The organism is Agrobacterium genomosp. 2 str. CFBP 5494 (assembly GCF_900013495.1).
GTDB classification, from domain to species: domain Bacteria; phylum Pseudomonadota; class Alphaproteobacteria; order Rhizobiales; family Rhizobiaceae; genus Agrobacterium; species Agrobacterium pusense.
Genome location: NZ_LT009718.1, coordinates 2,581,219 through 2,603,172, shown reverse-complemented (window position 1 = coordinate 2,603,172; position 21,954 = coordinate 2,581,219). Strand labels below are relative to the sequence as shown.

14 protein-coding genes are annotated in these 21,954 nt (G+C 58.9%); 8 read left to right on the top strand and 6 right to left on the bottom strand.

The genetic code is table 11. The features are described from left to right. The first annotated feature begins 39 nt into the window (after window positions 1-39). On the top strand, window positions 40-321 hold the full coding sequence (locus AGR2A_RS29880; RefSeq protein ID WP_185933294.1) for a hypothetical protein: 282 nt from the start codon (window positions 40-42) through the stop codon (window positions 319-321). A 107-nt stretch (window positions 322-428) separates the two neighbouring features. Here AGR2A_RS29880 and carB read toward each other — a convergent pair whose 3' ends face one another. Then, on the bottom strand, window positions 429-3,917 hold the full coding sequence (gene carB, locus AGR2A_RS13055) for a carbamoyl-phosphate synthase large subunit (protein WP_072494671.1): 3,489 nt from the start codon (window positions 3,915-3,917) through the stop codon (window positions 429-431). 158 nt (window positions 3,918-4,075) lie between these two features. Next, window positions 4,076-4,942 (bottom strand): LytTR family DNA-binding domain-containing protein, encoded by an 867-nt coding sequence (locus AGR2A_RS13050; RefSeq protein ID WP_167378201.1) that lies wholly within the window; start codon window positions 4,940-4,942, stop codon window positions 4,076-4,078. Window positions 4,943-4,989: 47 nt separating this feature from the next. On the opposite strand from AGR2A_RS13050, the gene AGR2A_RS13045 reads away from it, so the two are divergent. Both AGR2A_RS13045 and ypfJ read left to right on the top strand, forming a co-directional pair. Beyond that, window positions 4,990-5,478, top strand: a complete 489-nt coding sequence (locus tag AGR2A_RS13045) for a DUF2306 domain-containing protein (RefSeq protein ID WP_072494670.1) — start codon at window positions 4,990-4,992, stop codon at window positions 5,476-5,478. Between the two features lie 98 nt (window positions 5,479-5,576). Next, a complete protein-coding gene (gene ypfJ, locus AGR2A_RS13040) occupies window positions 5,577-6,494 on the top strand; it encodes a KPN_02809 family neutral zinc metallopeptidase (protein ID WP_004442894.1) in 918 nt (305 codons plus the stop codon). Between the two features lie 30 nt (window positions 6,495-6,524). Here ypfJ and AGR2A_RS13035 read toward each other — a convergent pair whose 3' ends face one another. Both AGR2A_RS13035 and mcpU read right to left on the bottom strand, forming a co-directional pair. Beyond that, window positions 6,525-7,004, bottom strand: a complete 480-nt coding sequence (locus AGR2A_RS13035) for a DUF2938 domain-containing protein (protein ID WP_072494669.1) — start codon at window positions 7,002-7,004, stop codon at window positions 6,525-6,527. Window positions 7,005-7,291: 287 nt separating this feature from the next. Further along, window positions 7,292-9,382, bottom strand: a complete 2,091-nt coding sequence (mcpU, locus tag AGR2A_RS13030; RefSeq protein ID WP_072494668.1) for a methyl-accepting chemotaxis protein McpU — start codon at window positions 9,380-9,382, stop codon at window positions 7,292-7,294. Between the two features lie 330 nt (window positions 9,383-9,712). Between mcpU and AGR2A_RS13025 the strand changes: the two genes are divergently transcribed. After that, on the top strand, window positions 9,713-11,110 hold the full coding sequence (locus AGR2A_RS13025) for an MATE family efflux transporter (protein WP_037089827.1): 1,398 nt from the start codon (window positions 9,713-9,715) through the stop codon (window positions 11,108-11,110). A 37-nt stretch (window positions 11,111-11,147) separates the two neighbouring features. On the opposite strand, the gene carA is transcribed toward AGR2A_RS13025, so the two are convergent. Then, entirely contained in the window at window positions 11,148-12,353 is a 1,206-nt protein-coding gene (carA, locus tag AGR2A_RS13020; RefSeq protein WP_004442887.1) for a glutamine-hydrolyzing carbamoyl-phosphate synthase small subunit, read from the bottom strand. A 338-nt stretch (window positions 12,354-12,691) separates the two neighbouring features. On the opposite strand from carA, the gene AGR2A_RS13015 reads away from it, so the two are divergent. From AGR2A_RS13015 to AGR2A_RS13000, 4 genes are all read left to right on the top strand, one after another. Next, entirely contained in the window at window positions 12,692-13,141 is a 450-nt protein-coding gene (locus AGR2A_RS13015) for a GatB/YqeY domain-containing protein (protein ID WP_004442886.1), read from the top strand. 389 nt (window positions 13,142-13,530) lie between these two features. Then, window positions 13,531-15,516, top strand: coding sequence for a DNA primase (dnaG, locus tag AGR2A_RS13010; protein ID WP_072494667.1), 1,986 nt, complete (start codon window positions 13,531-13,533; stop codon window positions 15,514-15,516). A 393-nt stretch (window positions 15,517-15,909) separates the two neighbouring features. Continuing rightward, window positions 15,910-17,964 (top strand): RNA polymerase sigma factor RpoD, encoded by a 2,055-nt coding sequence (rpoD, locus tag AGR2A_RS13005; protein ID WP_004442883.1) that lies wholly within the window; start codon window positions 15,910-15,912, stop codon window positions 17,962-17,964. A gap of 194 nt (window positions 17,965-18,158) precedes the next feature. After that, window positions 18,159-19,076: a DUF930 domain-containing protein gene (locus tag AGR2A_RS13000; protein WP_072494666.1), complete on the top strand. Its 918-nt coding sequence runs from the start codon at window positions 18,159-18,161 to the stop codon at window positions 19,074-19,076. A 78-nt stretch (window positions 19,077-19,154) separates the two neighbouring features. Here AGR2A_RS13000 and AGR2A_RS12995 read toward each other — a convergent pair whose 3' ends face one another. Then, the gene (locus AGR2A_RS12995) at window positions 19,155-21,707 is read right to left on the bottom strand and encodes an HWE histidine kinase domain-containing protein (RefSeq protein ID WP_080822958.1); all 2,553 of its coding nucleotides are present in this window, start codon (window positions 21,705-21,707) and stop codon (window positions 19,155-19,157) included. Window positions 21,708-21,954: the final 247 nt, after the last annotated feature.

Sequence of the window (21,954 nt, the reverse complement as noted above, 5' to 3'; positions counted from 1 at the left end):
CAGATGCTATTCGCTCTCGTTCGATTTTTGGCCCATGTCATGGCCTACCTCTCGCTCACGCTGCCTAAGGGCTTCTTTCAGAAGAATTTCGATCTGCGCGTTAATGCTGCGCAGCTCGTCGCTCGCAGTCTGGCGAACAGCGTTCAAAATCACCGGTTCGATGCGCAGTGGGAAAGCTACACGCATCGGGCCGGGCGGTCGTCCAGTCATGCTTTTACTCCAGATGCGGCTTCAGGAACCTGGGTGATCGGCGATGGCGGAGAATTCTCGGGACAGGGAAGAATCGTCATCGGCCTGCGGGTGGAAATGATGTTTTTTTGATACCGGCGTTGGATTGCAGGTGTATTACGCAATGAGAAACGCCGCCAACCTGGTGGTTCGCGGCGTTCCGGCGTTCATTCAGTTCGTCAGGCTTTCTTGCTGATCTCTTAGTTGAAGTAGCTCTGCAGCGGCTTCACTTCCAGATTGCCGGCCTTCAGCGCCTTGATGGCGAGGGCGGCTGCTTCGGCACCTGCCATCGTCGTGTAATAGGGCACCTTCTGCATCAACGTTGCGCGGCGCAGCGACTTCGAGTCGGAAATCGCCTTGTTGCTGTCGGTGGTGTTGATGACGAGCTGGACCTGACGGTTGCGGATTGCGTCCTCGATATGCGGACGGCCTTCCTGCACCTTGTTGATCTTTTCGGCGTTGATGCCCTTTTCGGCAAGGAAACGCTGGGTGCCGCCGGTGGCCAGCACTCTGAAGCCGCTTTCCACGAGAATGCGGATGGCGGGCAGAACGCCTTCCTTGTCCTCATCACGGACCGAGACGAAGACCGCGCCGGAGCGGGGCAGGTCAACACCGGCGCCGAGCTGGCTCTTAGCGAAGGCGAGCGCGAAATCACTGTCGAGGCCGATGACTTCACCGGTCGAGCGCATTTCCGGTCCGAGCAGAATGTCGACGCCGGGGAAGCGCGCGAAGGGGAAGACGGCTTCCTTGACGGCAATGTGCTTGAGGTTACGCGGATCAGGCTTCTCGCCGTAAGCGGCAATCGCCGGATCGAGCTTCTCGCCCGCCATGACGCGGGCGGCGATCTTGGCGATCGGCGCGCCGATTGTTTTCGCGACGAAAGGCACGGTACGCGAGGCGCGCGGGTTGACTTCGAGAACGTAGATCGTGCCGTCCTTGATGGCATATTGAACGTTCATCAGGCCGCCGACCTTGAGCGCCTTGGCAAGCGCCGTCGTCTGGCGCTCCAGTTCGTCGAGCGTTTCCTTGCTGAGCGAACGCGAAGGCAGCGAGCAGGCCGAGTCGCCCGAGTGGATGCCAGCCTCTTCTATGTGCTCCATGATGCCGGATACGAAGACGTTTTCGCCATCGCACAGCGCGTCGACGTCCACTTCGACGGCGTTGGTCAGGTAGCTGTCGAACAGAAGCGGGTTCTTGCCGAGCAGGGTGTTGATCTGGCCGGTCTTGTCGTTCGGGTAACGCTGCTTGATGTCCTCGGGTACGAGACCCGGAACCGTGTCGAGCAGGTAGGTCTGGAGCTGGCCTTCCGAATGGATGATCTGCATGGCGCGGCCACCCAGAACGTAGGACGGGCGAACCACCAGCGGGAAGCCGATTTCAGAAGCGACAAGGCGGGCCTGCTCGACCGAATAGGCGATGCCATTGTTCGGTTGGGCCAGATCGAGCTTCATCAAGAGCTTCTGGAAGCGGTCGCGGTCTTCGGCAAGGTCGATCATGTCAGGCGCGGTGCCGAGGATCGGGATACCGTTCTTTTCCAGCGCTTCTGCAAGCTTCAGCGGCGTCTGGCCACCGAACTGCACGATGACGCCGACGAGTTCACCCTTTTCCTGTTCGGCGCGCATGATCTCGATCACGTCTTCGGCCGTCAGCGGCTCGAAATAGAGGCGGTCGGAAGTGTCGTAGTCGGTGGACACCGTTTCCGGGTTGCAGTTGATCATGATCGCTTCAAAGCCGGCATCCTTCAGCGCGAAGGCGGCGTGGCAGCAGCAATAATCGAACTCGATGCCCTGGCCGATACGGTTCGGGCCGCCGCCGAGGATGACGACCTTCTTGCGGTCGGAGACCTGCGCTTCAGAGCGGGCGGCGCCGACGAAGGGAATTTCATAGGTCGAATACATGTAGGCGGTCGGCGAGGCGAATTCAGCGGCGCAGGTGTCGATGCGCTTGAAGACCGGGCGGACGTTCAGGCTGTTGCGCAGCTCTGCCACTTCCTTCGGGCGCTTGGAGGTCAGGCTGGCGAGGCGGGCATCGGAAAAGCCCATGGCCTTCAGCATCCGCAGGTTTTCGGCGTCCTGTGGCAGGCTGTGCTCGCGGATGCGGGCTTCCGTATCGACGATGGCCTTGAACTGGGCGATGAACCAAGGGTCGATCTTCGAGTTCTCGTGGACTTCCTCTTCGCTCATGCCCATGCGCAGCGCCTGGGCGACCATGCGCAGGCGATCCGGCGTCGGCGTGCCGATGGCAGCACGGATCGCGTTCTTGGAGCCTTCGCCCTCTTCGTAACCGGGAATTTCGATTTCATCGAGACCGGTAAGGCCGGTTTCGAGACCGCGCAGCGCCTTCTGCAGGGATTCCGCAAAGGTACGGCCGATGGCCATGACTTCACCGACCGACTTCATCGCGGTGGTGAGGATCGGCGACGCGCCCGGGAACTTCTCGAAGGCAAAACGCGGGATCTTGGTGACGACGTAGTCAATCGAGGGTTCGAACGATGCCGGGGTGGCGCCGCCGGTGATGTCGTTTTCGAGTTCGTCCAGCGTGTAGCCGATGGCGAGTTTGGCGGCGATCTTGGCGATCGGGAAGCCGGTTGCCTTGGAAGCCAGCGCAGAGGAGCGCGACACGCGCGGGTTCATTTCGATGACGACGAGGCGGCCGTCCTTCGGGTTGACGGCGAACTGCACGTTGGAGCCGCCGGTCTCGACGCCGATCTCACGCAGCACCGCAATCGAGGCGTTGCGCATGATCTGGTATTCCTTGTCGGTCAGCGTCAACGCTGGCGCGACAGTGATGGAGTCACCGGTGTGGACACCCATCGGATCGATGTTTTCGATGGAGCAGATGATGATGCAATTGTCCGCGGTGTCGCGGACGACTTCCATCTCATACTCCTTCCAGCCCAGAACCGATTCTTCGACCAGAACTTCCGTCGTCGGCGAGGCGTCGAGGCCGCCGGAGACGATGTCGAAGAATTCCGAGCGGTTATAGGCAATGCCGCCGCCCGTGCCGCCCAGCGTAAACGACGGGCGGATGATGGCGGGCAGGCCGACATGATCGATGGCCTGGGCGGCAATGGCCATGGCGTGGGCCATGTAACGCTGCTTGCGGTCGGTTTCGCCGAGGTTCCACTGGTTTTCGAGGTCGTCCAGCGCCTTGTCGAGTTCGGGGCCGGAGAGCTTGCCCTTCAGTTCCGCCCGCGCAGCTTCATGCTTCTTGCGGTCGGCATCCTTGATTTCAGTGGCGTTGGCGAGCATCGAGCGCGGGGTTTCAAGGCCGATGCGGGCCATGGCTTCGCGGAAGAGGGCCCGGTCTTCGGCCATGTCGATGGCTTCGGGCTTCGCGCCGATCATTTCGACATTGTAGCGGTCGAGAACGCCCATGCGCTTGAGAGAAAGCGCGGTGTTGAGCGCGGTCTGGCCGCCCATGGTCGGCAGCAGCGCGTCTGGGCGCTCCTTCGCAATGATCTTGGCCACGACTTCAGGGGTGATCGGCTCGACGTAGGTGGCGTCCGCGAGACCCGGATCGGTCATGATCGTCGCCGGGTTGGAGTTGACCAGAATGACCCGGTAACCTTCTTCCTTCAGCGCCTTACAGGCCTGCGTGCCGGAGTAATCGAATTCACATGCCTGACCGATAACGATCGGTCCCGCGCCGATGATGAGGATGGACTTGATATCTTGGCGCTTCGGCATGGGCTCTCTCGTTCCGCTTTTCGGTTGCGCAAAGCACCGGCCAGGGTGGAAGATCACCGGCCGGGGAGCGCAATTCAAATGTTTTCAGGCTAGAAGCGGCTTATAGGCAAATGTTTTTGAGAACGGAACCCCATAAATTCCGGAATCGACAGAAACTCTTAACGGGCAGGGGCAAGCGCAGCAAAACGGGCCTGTACCGCCGCGGTGTAAGAGCGGCTGACGGGGATCTCCGTGCCATCTCTTGTAATGATGTGCAGACGGCCTGTCTGCTTGCGCAGGGAAATAAAGTCGGCATCGGCAATCCAGTGGGAACGATGCACCTGCAGACCCGCCGTATGGCCGAGTTCTTTCAGCGCATCGGCAAAACGCAGCAGAACCAGCTGCTGCCCGCGCGTGGTGACGATTTGCGTGTAATGATCCTGAACCGATAGTCGCAACAATTCTCCGCGTTTTTGCGGCGGCAATCGTTCCAGCAAGGGGATGATGCCTGTGACCTCCCGATCTGCATTTGCATCTGTGCCCGTTTCAGCCTCCGCCGCTTTTTCGAAGGACTGGCAGGTTGTGAGGTAACTCAATAGGCAAAAGATCGCGCAGAGGGGGAGGGATGAGAGGCTGCTTTTCAAAGCCGGTGTTAAGCCCATCTCCTTGCCGTAGAAAATCTGATTGGTGATGGTGAGCAGCAGCCCGATCGGGAGTGCCGCGGTCAGCGAGCCGATCATCATGCGTGCCAGCATGTTGTCGATGTGGCCTGATAGGATCGTTTTGGCGATGATGGAAAAGGATATGGCAAATATCCAGGCACTCGCCTGAATGATTGTCCAGTAAAGCAGTCGGTCGGCGAAGCTCATGGTTTCGCTCGTTCCGAAAGGCCCGGTCACGATGAAGATCGCCAGCACCGCAAGGAATGTCAGCCACAGCCTGCGCGATTGCAGAACGGCGTGCATTTCACGAAGCGTGGATTGCAGATACGGGTGATCCACGAAGTTTTCCTGCTGATGGCGCCAATCCGTTTTTCCTGTCCGCATGTTTCGCCGAAATTGCCGGTGATTTCAACCGAGCCGAAACAGCACCCATGTCATTCCAGCCTCTGTTAGACGCACCGCTTGCCGTGCAATTCCATGTCGCCACCGTCATGCCCGCAGCCATTCTCGGGGCCTTCATCTTCCTGCGCCCCAAGGGAACCGCCATCCACCGGCTGCTCGGCAAAATCTGGGTGATGCTGATGGTTTCGACTTCCGTTTCGACGTTCTTCATCCATGAATTGAGGATGTTTTACGGTTTCAGCCCGATCCATCTCCTCTCCGCTTTCACGATATATGGCTGTCTGCAATCGATCTACTTCGCCCGGCGTGGCGATATCAGACGCCATATGCGGATTATGCAGAGCGTTTATCTGGGCGGCATCGTGATTGCCGGAGGTTTCACCTTCGTGCCCGGACGCCTTATGAACAAGGTTGCTTTTGATGGCGGCGGAGCGGGATTTGTGGCCGTTTCCGCCGGCGCTCTGGTCTTTGCCTTCCTGTTTCTGACCGTGCTGAAACAAAGACGCAGAGCCGCATGAAAGACTCCGCTGACCGCCTCTGCTTTCTTCCGGAACAAGATGTATTATAGTGCCGTTATAAGGCAGCTTGTTGAGGCGATAGTCGCCGGGAGAATAGCATGGAATGGAGAGGGCGCCGCCAGTCGGACAATATTGAGGATCGGCGCGGCATGTCGGCGGGGCCGAGTGATCCTTTTTCCCGAGGCGGGATGCGCGTGCCAATCGGGCGTCGCGGCGGCGGTATCGGGATTGGCGGTCTTCTGGTCATTCTGTTGATCAGCTGGGTGCTCGGCATCAACCCACTGACGCTGCTGACCGGCGGCGATCTGTCGATGGATGGCGGCGGTACGACGCAATCGGGGACCCAGCAGTCCGGCACGCGACCACAGGGGCAATCGTCCGACGAGACGACCGCCTTCGTCCGCACCGTTCTTGCCGAGACCGAGGATACGTGGAGCGGCATTTTCCAGTCGGCAGGCGAAACCTATCAGAAGCCGACGCTGGTTCTGTTCTCCGGGCAGGTGTCTTCCGCCTGTGGTTATGCTTCCGCTGCCAGCGGTCCGTTCTATTGCCCGGGCGACCGTAAGGTCTATCTCGATACCAGCTTCTTCAAGGAACTCGACCAGCGTTTCGGCGCGGCTGGCGATTTCGCGCAGGCTTACGTGATTGCGCATGAGGTCGGACACCACATCCAGAACCTGACCGGCGTTCTGCCTGAGTTCAACCGCCGCCGTCAGTCGATGAGCCAGACGGACGCCAACAAGATGTCGGTGCGTGTGGAGCTTCAGGCGGATTGTTATGCGGGCATCTGGGGCAAGTTTACCGAACAGAAGGGCATTCTTGAGACCGGCGACCTTGAGGAAGCCCTGAACGCCGCCCATCAGATCGGCGACGATACGCTGCAGAAGCAGACTCAAGGCTATGTGGTGCCCGATAGCTTCAACCATGGCACCTCGGCGCAGCGCATGGAATGGTTTAAGCGCGGCTTCCAGAGCGGCCGGGTCGAGGACTGCGATACTTTCTCGGCGAATATCTGAGGAGAGGGGGCTTTTCAGCCCCCTTTTCGTTTAGCTCATCAAGAGCGCCATGACATACATGCCGAGGGCGAAGATGGTATGGGCCACGAGGTTGAGGAGGCGAACCTTCGTGGGGTTCGGTGTCTTCGATGCGGCCCAGCCAATGCCGAGACCCGGCTGCAGCAGGAACCAGCCTGCGCCCACCGTTATGATGCCGACGACCCACGGCGCTATGAAGGACGGGTTTGCAAACCAGGTGGCCGGGACCACCAGGGCAAGAATGACACCATAGAGAATCCCGACGGCGTAATGCGAAATCCAGCCGAGCGCCAGTTCATGCTTGTAGGGTTCAGCCGTGGCGATGCTGTCGTGAAATATCCTGCCTTTCGGCACATGCCAGAACCAGCGGCCGACCGGCGCCCAGTTCGGGGCGGACTGGCCGAAAAACCGGTGCAGTATGATTGCCCATATGTCCATAAACACGGTGCCGCCAATGCCCATGGCAATGCCGCGCCAAATCAGTTCCAGCATGAATCCCTCCGCATGATCATGATCGATCAAGCTCTAGCGGATCGTGTGAATGGCGGAAACCGGCTATTATGGGGGTGGACAAAAAAATGGCCGGATCGCTCCGGCCATGAGGTGAGAAAGGCGTAAGATTTCACCTCCGTCATGCTCCGGCGTGTCCCGAGCTTCTGCGACGTATGTTTTATACGAGACGTGGTTGGATCCTCGGGACAAGCCCGAGGATGACGTCGAGCGTGGTGATGGTTGGCCATGATCCGGTGCTATAACGATCGGCCAATATCCATTCTCTCTTAAGCAGCCCGCCCATATTCCGCCTGCCGCCGCGTAGCCGTGGCGAGCTGGAACTGCGCTAGCAACTCATTCAGCGCCGCCGCTTCCGAGGCGAGGCCATGACTTGCTGCCGTCTGCTCCTCGACCATGGCGGCATTCTGCTGCGTGCCCTGATCGATGGTGTTGATGGCGGTGTTGATTTCCTGGAGGCCGGTCGACTGTTCGCGCGATGCGGTGACGATCGCGTCGATGTGGCGGTTGATCTCCTGCACTTCGCGGACGATGGTTTCCAGCGCCTTGCCGGCATTGCCGACGAGTTCGACGCCGGACTGCACCTGCGAGGTGGAGGCGTTGATCAGCGTCTTGATCTCCTTTGCCGCATTGGCGGAACGCTGGGCAAGTTCGCGCACTTCCTGGGCGACGACAGCAAAACCCTTGCCGGCCTCACCGGCGCGGGCGGCTTCAACACCGGCGTTGAGCGCGAGCAGGTTGGTCTGGAAGGCGATCTCGTCGATCACGCCGATAATGTTGCTGATCTCGGACGATGATTTTTCGATGCCTTCCATGGCGCGCACGGCATCTTCGACGATGACGCCGGACTGTTCGGCATTGCCGCGGGCGCGGTCGACCAGGCGGCCGACTTCTTCCGCACGGCGGGCGGAATCCTTGACAGTCGTGGTGATTTCCTCAAGCGCCGCCGCCGTTTCTTCCACGGAGGCTGCCTGCTGTTCGGTGCGTCGCGCCAGATCGTCGGCTGACTGGCGGATTTCGCCGGCACCGGCATCGATCGCAAGCGCGTTCTGTCCGACGGTGCTGAGCGCAGCATTCAGCTTCGCAACGGAATTGTTGAAGTCGTCGCGCAGGCGATCGATGCGGGACACAAACGGCGTATCGATACGATAATTGAGATCGCCGTTGGAGAGATGAGCAAGACCCTTTGCCAGTGAATCGACTGCAAACTGGATATCGGCCGCGTCTTTTGCTGCCAGTCGTTCCCGCTCGTTACGCTCCTGTTCGGAAAGTGTGCGGTTCTGTTCGGCGTCCCCTTCGAGCCGCAGGCGTTCCATGGCGTTCGAGCGGAACACGGCAACGGCCGCAGCCATGGAGCCGATCTGATCGGTGCGTTCCTGGCCAGGAATGGCGACCTCGAGATTGCCGGCAGCCAGGCCTTCCATGGCGGAGGTCATCTGCGTCACCGGGCGAACGATGAAGCGGGAGAGCACTGTCGCCAGCAGGCCGATCATGATCGTGGCGGCGAGAATGGTGGCGATGGTGGCGGCCATGCGGAACTGCCCGATGGCGCCATAGGCAACATCGGAATCAACAACAAAGCCAAGATACCAGTCGACCGAAGGCAGGCCGGCAACGGGAATGAAACTGGTGATTTTGCCCTTGCCGTCGATTTCCGTCTGGGAAATTGCAGAAGAAATCATCGGCGTATCGACTTTGAAGAGATCGGTCAGCGGTTTGTCGACGAATTTTGCATCGGGATGGATGAGAATCTTGCCATCCTTGCTGACGAGGAAGGCGTAACCGTCCTTGCCGGCATCCACTGACGTGATCATCTTGACCAGGGAGTCGAGCGAGAAGTCGCTGCCGGTTACACCGGTAAGCTTGCCGTCGACGGAGACCGGAATGGCAGCCGTGATGATGAGGCCGCCGGTGGAGGCGTCGTTATAAGGCTCGGTCAGCACCGTCTTGCCGGCTTTCACCGCATCCAGGTACCACGGGCGCTTGCGCGGGTCGTAGCCTTCCGGCAGCGGTGTCTTCGGGAAGGTGGTGAAGGTGCCGGTTTCCGCATTGCCAAAATAGGTGGACATGAATTGCGCGGTCAGCACCTCATTCTCCAGAAACTGCAGCTTCGCACCGTCCTCGGGAAGCTTGGCAAGCGTCTTTGCCACGGTTTCCGTCAGCATGATGCGGCCATTCAGCCAATTCGCGATGCTCTGGGCGGCCTGCTTGCCGGAAGAATCGATATTTTCTGCCACCGCTTCGGTGGTGACCCGATGCTGAAGGCTGTCGATATAATACGAGAAGCCCGCAAAGGCGGCGACGACAAGAGATGACGCGGCAACCAGAATGCGCGTCATAAGATTGGTTTTCTTTGGCAAGCTACAGATCCTTGAAGCCCGATGCACCGATAAGGTCATCTTGAACAATGGTTGGGGAAACATGCCTCGAAGGCGGGAATATTCTGCGTCATGCAGCTTATGATTTTAGAAGAACTATTCGATGTTCTAATGGATAAAGGCGAATGGTAAAATTCGACTAAACTTGTGTTTGGTGAGGGCTCGTATTGCGAATTTGTCGAGCCTTTTCAGAACTGCGTAATTTTTAACCATGCACTGCTGCCGGTTGCATGCAGACAGCGATTATTTTATTCATCCTCGTGCTGCCGTTGCGCAAATCGCGGGCAACGGCCAATGTTCGGGTGAATTACAATGTCTTCGTCGGTTGTTGCAGGAACCGTTCCGTCCGGATCGGGGTCGTGGTTTTCGCATTTCAAGGCTACGCTTGTTCTCGGAATCCCTCTTATTGGCGCGCAGCTCGCGCAGCTTGGCATCCATACCACCGATATGGTGATCGTCGGTCAGCTGGGGGCCGAGAAGCTGGCGGCGATGGTGCTGGCCGGGCAGTTCTTTTTTGTCGTTTTTATTTTTGGTACAGGCTTCTCGGTCGCCGTTGTGCCCATGGTGGCGCAGGCTTACGGGCAGGGCGATGCGACATCTGCGCGCCGCTCGTTGCGCATGGGCATGTGGGTGGCGATCGCGTACTGGCTTCTGACGCTGCCGATCTTCATGAATGCCGAGCGCATCCTGGTTGCGCTTGGGCAGAACCCAGATGTTGCGTCGCTGACAGGCCATTATCTCGCCATCGCCAAGTTCGGCCTGCTGCCGGCATTGTTGTTTTATGTGCTGCGCGGCCTTGTCAGCGCCATCGGCCGGGCAGGCATCATTCTTTATGCCACCATCATCATGCTTGTCATGAATGGCATACTGGCTTACGCGCTGGTTTTCGGACATTTCGGGCTGCCGGCCATGGGCATGAATGGCGCGGCCGTGGTTGCGGTCATCGTCAACGCCTTCAGCTTCATCTTCATCGTGGCGTATGTGCAGACGCGCGAGGAAACGAAGAAATACGAGCTGTTCGTGCGCTTCTGGCGGCCAGACTGGCATGCGCTTTTTGAAGTGCTGCGTCTTGGCCTGCCGATCAGCATCACCATTCTTGCCGAGGTGACCCTGTTTGCTGCCGCCTCGATCCTGATGGGGCAGATCGGCACGGTACAGCTCGCGGCGCACGGCATTGCCCTGCAGCTCGCTTCCATCGCCTTCATGATCCCGCTCGGCCTTTCGCAGGCTGCGACCGTTCGCGTCGGCGTGGCGCGGGGCCAGGGGGACTTCAAGAACCTCATCCGCGCTTCGATCATGATTTACGCCATCGCCTGTGGCATCGCCCTGTGCGGTGGCATCCTGTTTGCGGCGGTGCCGGAATTTCTGGCGAAGTGGTTCCTTGATCCCAAACTTCCAGAAGCTGCGGAAGTGCTCGCTTATGCCAGCAGCCTGGTGGTGATTGCCGGCATCTTCCAGCTTGTCGATGGCATTCAGGCGGTCACGGCAGGCCTGCTACGCGGGTTGAAGGATGCGCGTATACCGGCGATGCTGGCGCTGATCTCCTATTGGCCGATTGGGCTGGCGCTTGCCTGGACCATGGCTTTTCCGCTCGGTTTCGGCGGGCGCGGTGTCTGGTTCGGCTTTGTGATCGGTCTTTCGACAGCCGCCGTTCTTCTTACCATCCGCTTCGTGCTGCTTGTGAAGCGTGAAATGAAAACGGCCCGCTGAGAAGCGGGCCGCATGTAACGTCCGGATTGGAAAAGTATCAGCGCTCGGCGAGCGCTGCCTCGCCCTTCTTTTCACGCAGCAGATTGACGAAGCGGCGGAAGAGATAGTGGCTGTCCTGCGGGCCCGGCGATGCTTCCGGGTGGTGCTGGACGGAGAACACCGGCTTGCCGGTGATGCGCAGGCCGCAATTGGTACCGTCGAACAGCGAGATATGGGTCTCTTCGACGCCCTCGGGCAGCGACTTGGTATCCACCGCAAAGCCGTGGTTCATCGAGACGATTTCCACCTTGCCGGTCGTGAAGTCCTTGACCGGATGGTTCGCGCCATGGTGGCCCTGATGCATCTTTTCAGTCTTTGCGCCAACGGCAAGGCCGAGCATCTGGTGGCCGAGGCAGATGCCGAAGATCGGCAGGTCGGTCTTGATGAGGTTCTGGATGACAGGAACGGCATATTCGCCCGTCGCGGCCGGGTCTCCGGGGCCGTTGGACAGGAACACGCCATCCGGCTTCAGCGCCAGGATGTCTTCAGCCGAAGTCTGGGCCGGAACGACGGTGACCTTGCAATCGAGACCGGCAAACAGGCGCAGGATGTTGCGCTTGACGCCAAAATCGACGCAGACGACGTGATACTTGGCATCGGCTTCGCCGAGTGTGCCATAACCCTTGTTCCAGACCCACGGCGTTTCGGCCCAGGTGGAGGACTGGCCGGAGGTAGCTTCGATAGCGAGATCGAGGCCGACGAGGCCGCTCCACGCCTTGGCTTCCGCCTTCAGCGCTTCGATATCGAAGACGCCGTTCGGATCATGGGCGATAACCGCGTTCGGGGCACCGTTTTCGCGGATCCATGCCGTCAGGGCGCGGGTGTCTATGCCGCAGAGGCCGATGACGCCGCGGGCCTTAAGCCAGGCATCCAGATGCTTGACCGCGCGGAAGTTCGAGGGGTCGGTGATGTCGGCCTTGAAGATGACGCCGACGGCGCCGCGGCGGGCGGCGGGCGTCAGGTCTTCGATATCTTCTTCATTGGTGCCGACATTGCCGATATGCGGGAAGGTGAAGGTAACGATCTGGCCGAGATAGGAGGGGTCGGTGAGGATTTCTTCGTAACCCGTCAGCGCCGTGTTGAAGCAGACCTCGGCCTGAACCTTACCGGTTGCGCCGATGCCCGTTCCTTCAATCACTGTGCCATCGGCAAGAACAAGCATTGCGGTCGGTTTGCGGGTAGTCCAGGGCGCTGTCTCGGTCATCTCGTTCCGTTTCTGCCGCTTCGCACCCCGCCTCTTGAAAGGCAGGGGGTAAGGGGCCATTTTTGTCGCAGGCTTCGTGACATAAAGGGGCGCGCGATAAAGCTCGCGTTCCGACCCTTCGTTAAAATCTCGTGCAGGTGCCGGAAAATAACGAAAGCAGCCCAAGCGGTCAACCGCAGGGCCAAGATTTACGTGGAATTAAACCACCGTATTTTCAAGGTCTTATGCATTTGATTTGCTTGAGCGTGTCGGCTCGTTTATGTCGTTTCGCAAAATGAGGTGGAAAGTTTCCGTATCGAGAAGCTGCGGAAAGCGCTTTCCCAAGGAGAAGAAAAATGATGCGCGACACGTTCGCAAACGCTTTGAAGGACGCATTGAAGGCTCGTGATGCACGCCGCACCTCGACCGTGCGTCTCATCCAGACGGCCATCAAGGATCGCGATATCGCCAACCGCGGCGTGGGCAAGGACCCCGTCAGCGATGAAGATATCATGCAAATTCTGACCAAGATGGTGAAGCAGCGGGAAGAATCCGCCAGCATCTATGAAGGTGCGGGCCGTCCCGAACTTGCCGCTCAGGAGCGCGAAGAAATCGTCATCATCAAGGAATTCATGCCGGAAGAAATTCCGGCCGAGAAGGTGCGCGAACTTTGCCAGGCCGTCATCGCCGAAACCGGTGCTTCCGGCCTGCGTGACATGGGCAAATGCATGAATGCGCTGAAGGAACGTTATCCCGGTCAGATCGACTTTGCGAAGGCCTCCGGCGTCGTGAAGGATCTGCTGAAGTAAATTCGGCAATGCCAAAAAAGTAAAGGCAGGGCAGATGTGGGCTGCCCTGCCTTTTTCTGTCGACGAAAACGCATTCCGGCGGATCAGAATGCTCTCAAGCGCAGGCTTTTTCGGGGGACGTGCCTGCGGGCGTCGGCAGATTTCTGCGATTTCGTTACTTTGACTGTGGCTGTGTTTTTACATCGCGCGGACGGACTGCTCAAATTACAAAAACATAATTTTTAGTGATGATGCAGCGCCACAAATTTGCCTAAAGCAGGCGCAAAGGGCTTTGCCAGCTTTTGCGCCACCCTGTGAATAACGGGTATTGTGGCTGTGAACTGGTTCATAGGGTTGGTGCTGGCGCCATTCTGCGCTTATATGAAAGACCGGCCTCGAACAGGTAACCCATGCGCTTTTCCAACTCTTTCCTTGATGAGATACGCGACCGCGTGAACATCTCCGATGTGATCGGCAGACGCGTGTCCTGGGACAAGAAGAAGACCAATGCGCCGCGGGGGGATTATTGGGCCTGCTGCCCGTTCCATGGCGAAAAAAGCCCGAGCTTTCACTGTGAGGACCGCAAGGGGCGGTATCATTGCTTTGGTTGCGGCGTTTCCGGCGATCATTTCCGCTTTCTGACCGAGCTTGAGGGCTTAAGTTTCCCGGAAGCCGTGCAGCAGATCGCCGATATGGCCGGCATTTCCATGCCGCAGCCCGATCCGCAGGCGGAGAAGCGGGAGCGTGAGCGCACCTCTCTGCAGGATGTCATGGAAATGGCGACGCTGTTCTTTCAGGATCAGCTGCAAACGGCGCTCGGCGCTCGGGCTCGGGCTTATCTGCGCGATCGCGGGTTGACCGGTCGTACCATCGAGACCTTCCGGCTGGGTTATGCGCCTGACAGTCGCAACGCGCTGAAGGAGCATCTGGCAAGCAAGGGTGTGTCGAAGGAGCAGATGGAATCCTGCGGGCTGGTGGTCCATGAAAACGTGCCGGTCTCCTATGACCGTTTTCGCGACCGCATCATGTTCCCGATCCTGTCCTCACGGGAAAAGGTGATTGCCTTCGGCGGCCGCGCCATGGCTTCGGATGCGGTGGCGAAATATCTCAATTCCAACGAGACCGAGCTCTTTCACAAGGGCAATGTTCTCTATAATTTCGCCCGTGCACGTCGGGCCTCACAGGCGGCGGGCGGCACGGTCATTGCAGTCGAAGGGTATATGGATGTCATTGCGCTTTATCAGGCGGGCGTCGAAAATGCCGTCGCACCGCTCGGCACTGCCTTGACCGAAAGCCAGCTCGATCTGCTCTGGAAGATGTCGCCGCAGCCGATCCTCTGCTTCGATGGCGACGGCGCCGGCATTCGCGCCGCCAACCGTGCCGCTGATCTCGCCTTGCCACATATCAAGCCGGATCGCTCCGTCAGCTTCGCGCTTCTGCCCGACGGCAAGGATCCGGATGATCTCGTGCGTCTGGAGGGTAGGGCGCCTTTCGACCGCGTTCTTTCCGAGGCAAAGCCGCTGGCCGCGATGATCTGGAGCCGCGAGACCTCAGGCGTTACTTTCGATACGCCGGAAAAGCGTGCCCAGCTTGAGAGCCGCCTGCGGCAGATCGTGGCCGTTATTGGTGACGAGACGGTGCGGCGCTTCTATCAACAGGACATGCGTGACAGGCTGAATGCCTTCTTCCAGCCGCGCTTTCAGGCAGGCGGGCAGCAGGGTGGCAATTTCCGCCGCAATGGCGCACAGGCGCCGGGGCGTGGCTTTCAGCGCAACGCACCGGGCCGGGGTGGGGCTATGGCGACACCTGCCAGCAGTATTTCGGAACGGTTGGCGCAATCCGGCCTCGTCAGGGGTTATCAGACCAAGCCGTCGCTTCGGGAAAGCGTTCTGGCCATCACCATCGTCAACCATCCCGAACTGCTTCTCGAGGAATATGACGAGATCGCCGCGATCGACTATGAGAACCGTGACCTGCAACGCCTGTGGTCTACGGTTCTGACCTACGCGGCCGAAAATGCGGCTGCGATATCGCGGGCGGGGCTGATCGAGCGCCTGTCGCAGCAGGGCTTCGACGTGCTGCTGAAAACCATGGACCAGCAGGTGCGCAATGCCCGTCTGTGGACGGCGACCGGCGAGGCGGCGATGGAGGATGCACGGGAAGGTTACGTGCAGGCGCTTTCCCTGCACAAAAGGACAAAGTCGCTCCTCTGGCAGAAAAAGGAGCTGGAGCGCGAAATTGCCGAGGCGACGGACGATGAGCGCGGCACCCTTCTGGTGCGCGCGCTTGCCGAGGTTCAGCTGGAGATCGGCCGAATGGAAAATCAGGAGGCCATCATCGATGGTTTCGGGGTCATGTCCGGCCGGGTGAAGGGACCGGCCGTCGGTCATGGATGATGGTCGCGGCAAGAATTGAAAGGTGTGTGGGGTTGCCTTTTGCGGCAGGCGTCCTAAATAGGGGATAGTCTGGTGATAATTCGCAAAATGCGGCTCTTTTTAAGAATTTCCGTGGCTGTCTCGCCTTCAAAGGCTTGACGGGGCGGGAAATAGCGGGAATCACCAATTCAGGAAAAGTAAGGTGGAATGAGCCTTGGCGGATAGAAATTGCATGAGCAAGCATTTCCGGGTGCACTGTCCTTGCATTCTGCCTGAGGCTGCCGTGGTTAATCGGCAATTAAAGATCACTCCGTTAGGTGTCTGACAGTGATTCGCGGCAATGCGCCGGATGCTCAAGGGGCGGACGGCGATGCGGCGGAACAGGTGTTAGCGTCAGGGAAAGCGACGAGATAGATGGCAACCAAAGTCAAAGAAAACGAAGAAGCAGAAAACGAACGCGACGGTGCGACGGACGGCCCGCTTCTCGACCTTTCGGATGACGCGGTCAAGAAAATGATCAAGGCCGCCAAGAAGCGCGGCTATGTGACGATGGACGAGCTGAATTCCGTCCTGCCGTCCGAAGAGGTGACCTCCGAGCAGATCGAAGACACGATGGCGATGCTGTCCGACATGGGCATCAACGTGATCGAGGACGAGGATGCCGAGGAAGCCGCCGGTGGCGATGACGACGGCGATTCCGACGGTGACGATTCCGAGGGTGGCGAACTTGCGCCTTCCAGCGGCACCGCGCTTGCGACCGCCAAGAAGAAAGAACCAACCGACCGCACCGACGACCCCGTGCGCATGTATTTGCGCGAGATGGGTTCTGTCGAGCTTCTGTCGCGCGAAGGCGAAATCGCCATCGCCAAGCGCATCGAGGCTGGCCGCGAGACGATGATTTCGGGCCTGTGCGAAAGCCCGCTGACGTTCCAGGCGCTGATCATCTGGCGCGACGAACTCAACGAAGGCACCACGCTGCTGCGCGAGATCATCGATCTCGAAACGACCTATTCCGGCCCGGAAGCCAAGGCTGCGCCGCAGTTCCAGAGCCCGGAAAAGATCGAGGCCGACCGCAAGGCCGCCGAAGAAAAGGAAAAGACCCGCAAGCTGCGTGCTCCGACCGGTGACGAGGATGTCACCGATGTTGGTGGTGACGGCCTGCCGCCGGAAGAGGAAGAAGAGGACGACGACGAGTCCAATCTTTCCCTTGCTGCGATGGAAGCCGAACTGCGTCCGCAGGTCATGGAAACGCTCGACACCATTGCCGACACCTACAAGAAGCTGCGCAAACTTCAGGATCAGCAGGTGGAAGCGCGTCTGGCCTGCACCGGTACGCTTTCTTCAGGCCAGGAGCGTCGTTACAAGGAATTGAAGGATCAGCTGATCACGGCCGTGAAGTCGCTTTCGCTGAACCAGAACCGCATCGACAGCCTTGTCGAGCAGCTCTACGACATTTCCAAGCGTCTGATGCAGAACGAAGGCCGGCTGCTGCGCCTTGCCGAATCCTATGGCGTCAAGCGCGACAGCTTCCTCGAGCAGTATCACGGTGCGGAACTCGATCCGAACTGGATGAAGTCGATCGCCAATCTGGCCGCCCGCGGCTGGAAGGAATTCGCGCGCGAAGAAAGCAACACGATCCGGGAAATCCGCCAGGAGATCCAGAACCTCTCCACGGAAACCGGCATTTCCATCGCCGAATTCCGTCGCATCGTTTCGATGGTGCAGAAGGGTGAGCGCGAAGCGCGCATCGCCAAGAAGGAGATGGTCGAGGCCAACCTGCGTCTCGTGATCTCGATTGCGAAGAAGTATACGAACCGTGGTCTGCAGTTCCTCGATCTCATTCAGGAAGGCAATATCGGCCTGATGAAGGCGGTGGACAAGTTTGAATACCGTCGCGGTTACAAGTTCTCGACCTATGCGACATGGTGGATCAGACAGGCGATCACCCGCTCGATTGCTGACCAGGCCCGCACGATCCGTATTCCGGTGCACATGATCGAAACGATCAACAAGATCGTTCGCACCTCGCGCCAGATGCTGCACGAGATTGGCCGCGAGCCGACCCCGGAAGAACTAGCCGAAAAGCTGGCCATGCCGCTGGAGAAGGTGCGCAAGGTTCTGAAGATCGCCAAGGAGCCGATCTCGCTCGAAACCCCCGTGGGTGACGAAGAGGATTCGCATCTCGGTGACTTCATCGAGGACAAGAACGCGCTGCTGCCGATCGACGCCGCCATTCAGGCGAACCTGCGCGAAACGACCACCCGCGTATTGGCCTCGCTGACACCGCGTGAGGAACGTGTTCTGCGCATGCGCTTCGGCATCGGCATGAACACGGACCATACGCTGGAAGAGGTCGGCCAGCAGTTCTCGGTTACGCGCGAACGTATTCGCCAGATCGAGGCGAAGGCGCTGCGCAAGCTGAAGCACCCAAGCCGCTCGAGAAAGCTCCGCAGCTTCCTCGACAGCTAAGCTTTTGCTTCCTTTAAAATTGAACCCGGTCAGTCAGCTCTGGCCGGGTTTTTTGTTTTCCGCACTGGCGAACTCTGCGACAAGCCTTATGTGTGAGGCAGGCGATCCGCTTCCGCTGGATATGTCCGGGTTCGATTTGGTTCGGTAAGATGCAACAGGTTTCGGCAGGCAGGTGGCGGTGGAAGGGATGGGCGATGCCCGTCTCCGTTCTTCTGCATCTTGTCGTCGTGGCGATTTTCCTTTTCGAATTGCCGGAGCGTGTAGCCGAGCCGCAGGAACCGGAAAGCATCAGCGTCGATCTGGTGCCACCGCCTGAGGAAAAAAAGGCAGAAGAGGCCCCGCCGCCCGGTGAGGAGAAGGCGAAAGAGGAAAAACCGCAACCTCCGCCACCACCTCCCGCGCCACCGGCTGAAGAAGCGAAACCGGTGCCGCAACCGCAGGCGACGTTGCCTTCCATCGCCATGCGGCCGGAAGAGGCGCAGGCAGACCCTGAGGACAAGGCCGGCAAGACTGAAGAAGCGGAAAAGACACAGCCATCCGCAGAACCGCCGCGCGAGCCCGAGAAAGCGGCCGAGGAAAAGCCTGCGCCCGCCGCCGCCAACAGCGACCTCAAAGCTTCCGCCGAGCAGGGAGAGATCGCGGTTGCGCCGATGAAAGAAGAAACGTCACCGGAGCAGCCGCCAGTACCGCAACCAAAGCCGCCTGAGGAAAAGCCTTCTGAGGCAAGGGAAAACAAGCCCGCGAAACTTCCTGCGGCTAAGAGTTTGCTTTCATCGGCTCTACTGACACCGGCGCAGAGACGGCAGATGTTTGGCGATCTACCGCCGCGGCGTCGTATCGTGCAGCTTTGCCAAGCGGAAGCACTGGCCCAAATAAGACAGGTTTACGCTGATACCCGCGGCATGTATGGCTTTTCCGACACGGGCGGACGTATATCGGGCAATGTTCTTGACGCTACTGGCGGCGCATTCAACGTCGGCGACGTCTGGCGCGATGTCACGTTTCAATGCGAGGTGGATGTCGATAACTATGCAGTGACGGCCTTCAGAATTAAGATGGGGGACGTCATCACGCCAGCTGAAGCAAGGAAACGGGGTTTCACCGGTCGGTAGCAGATCGGTCGCCGAATTAAAAATGATCCGCCCCCAAACGCACGGAAAACCTCTCGGTTGACGTTTGTCACTTGTCGCTCAAACGCGCTCCGTATCGCCCACCAAAACCCCAATCCCGGCCATCAGAGCATCCTCGTCATAGGGCTTCCTGATAACCGGAACAGCGCCGAATTCATCCGGCACCATGCTGCCATCGGCGTAGCCGGTAGCGAACATGAACGGGATGCCACGGCGGTGAAGTTCCCGGGCGACGGGAATGGAGGTGTCCGAACCGAGATTGATGTCGAGAATTGCCACGTCAGGCACATAGCTTTTCAGCTTTTCAATTGCCATCGCAGACGAAGTCGCCGTTTCGATGGTTTTGATGCCGTTATCCTCGAGCATGTTTTCGACATCCATGGCGATCAGCATCTGATCTTCGACGAGTAATATTTTCAACGGCTCCTCCCGGTTATAGCGGCTGGATTGCCGCGCGGGCTCATTTTCTGTGGGTACTTCGACACTTTCGGTGGCTGACGAGACATGACGGAAGGGCAGCATAATTTCTGCCTCCAATCCATCGGGCAAATAGCGCAACGTACTGCGTCCGCCGAGATCGTAAGGAATGCTGCGGCTGATAAGCGCCGTGCCGAAGCCGGCGCGGGATGGCGTCGGCAGTTTGGTGGTCAGCACTTCCCGCCACTCGATTTCGCAATCGCGGTTTTCGTTGACCCACCAGCGCACATGCAATTGCCCACCGTTCTGCGAAAGCGCGCCGTATTTGGCGGCGTTCGTCGCCAGTTCGTGCAGAACGAGCGCCATGACGGAGAAGGCGCGCGAATCAAGTGTGACGTGGGGACCTTCGAGTTTCACCGTCGTTTCCGGGGAACGATGCGGCGACAATTCCGCGTCGAGAAGATCGCGCAGCGCGCCGCCGCCTTCGCCTCGGATAATCTGATCATGGGCAAAGGACAAGGCTTGAATACGGCCCTTCAGGGCAGCCACATATTCCTGCAGGGTCTTGCCTTCCTGTGAGGGATTGCCGACCAGCGATTTGATGATGGCGAGAACATTCTTGACGCGGTGGTTGAGCTCCTCGTTCAACATGCGCTGGCGCACTTCGGCGCGTTCCCTTTCGCCGGCCATTAGCTCGCTGTGATGGAAGGCGACCTCGACCAGCGCAATTCTGGCGGCTTCTGCTATCTCCCGGTCATCTTCCGACCAGGGCTGCGCCCTCTGATGCACCGTCTCTTTCCAAATCGCGAAACTCTTGCGTGGTGTGAGACGGTCCCCCATGGGGCCGGTTTCATAAGATTTTTCCGGATTGCCGGCCCAGTTCAGATTTTGCACGATCTCCTTGCGGAAAAACAGGAGATAGTCCTGTTTCACCTGAGAAAGTGGGATGGCGAGTATTCCAGCTGCCGTGTCGGCGTAGATTTCCGCCTCAGGTATCGCCTGCGACAGCGCATGGGTCGCCCAGACCCTGCCTTCCGAAGCCGACGCGACGAAACGCGCGAGCCTTGGAATGGCGTCATGCGGTGGCGTTGCGCCATGGCCGTGCCAGTTGTTGTCTACCCAGAGACCTACACCATCACACGGCATCAGATCGGCAAAATCCTGAAAACTGTCGATCAGCAGTTCCTCGATATTGGCGTGGTGCGCGGCGAGCCGCAGGAAGCGATCGAGCGCGGCATGGGCATGGTTGACGGTGTCCAGCCGACGTTTCTGCTTGAGGACCTGCAAATGCATGGAGAAGAATTCTCCAAACATTTCAGCGGCAATCCTTACCGGCATGGTCAGGACACGCGGGGAATAATGGTGACAGGCGATCAGACCCCAGAGGGCGCCATCGACAATCACCGAAATCGACATGGAAGCGGCGACGCCCATATTGCGAAGATACTCACAATGGATGGGAGAGACGCTGCGCAGATGTGCGAAAGATAGGTCGAGCGGTTCGCCGGAGATATCGAGGGCGGGCAACACGGGAATTCGTGTGCCGCTGGCATCAGAGATGATCCGGAGCGTGTTCTTGAGATAAAGCGTGCGGGCCTGCTGGGGTATGTCGCTGGCGGGGAAATATTGGCCGAGGAAGCTTTCCAGTTCCGGTTGCTTTGCTTCCGAGACGACCTTGCCGGCTCCATCTTCCTCAAAGCGGTAAATCATTACCCGGTCGTAGCCAAGCGTTGCCTTTACCAGCCTGGTCGTTCTGGAGATGAGGCTTTCCACGCTGTCCGCCTCGCGAATGCGATCCACCATCTTGCGTGCGGTGCCCAGGGGCTGGGTTTCGCTGCGGGACGGTTCGAATTCGATGATCGTGGTGGATTTGTAGCGGTGGAGCGAAATGTCGAAGCTTCTGCCATCGCCCATTTCCGTTGCGGGCAACATGGCCGGGCGCGTTGTCCTCCCGGTTACAGTCAGCGCGTTGCGGAGGTTGTGTACGAGGTCCTTGCCCAGAACCTCTTCGGCGGTCCGGCCATTGATATCACCTTCCACACCCAGAATGTCGCAGCAATTTGCCGAATGCCGCAGCACCATGCGCAAAGCGTTATCGCAGGCGATGAGACAGCCATGGGGTTGAATATAGCCGGGGATATGGATGGGCTCGCGGTCGCAATTGGTCAGATCGACACGATAGTCAGTGGGTGCCATGAGAAAGTCTTTCGCACCCTGTGTCAGTCCTGCGCTGTAAATGCCGTGTTCGTCTATGGACGGGATAGCCTGGATAATTCATTATGATATTGCCAACCCTTCCCCGTTTTATGCAACTGCAGTGGCGGTTTTCCGTCCTGCTGTCATGGGCTGTTATCGCCCTGTCGTCTTATACTTATCGCCATCGGATAGAATTTGACATGGCGCAACGTTCGCAGCGCCGATTTTGTTCCGGACTATTTGAAAG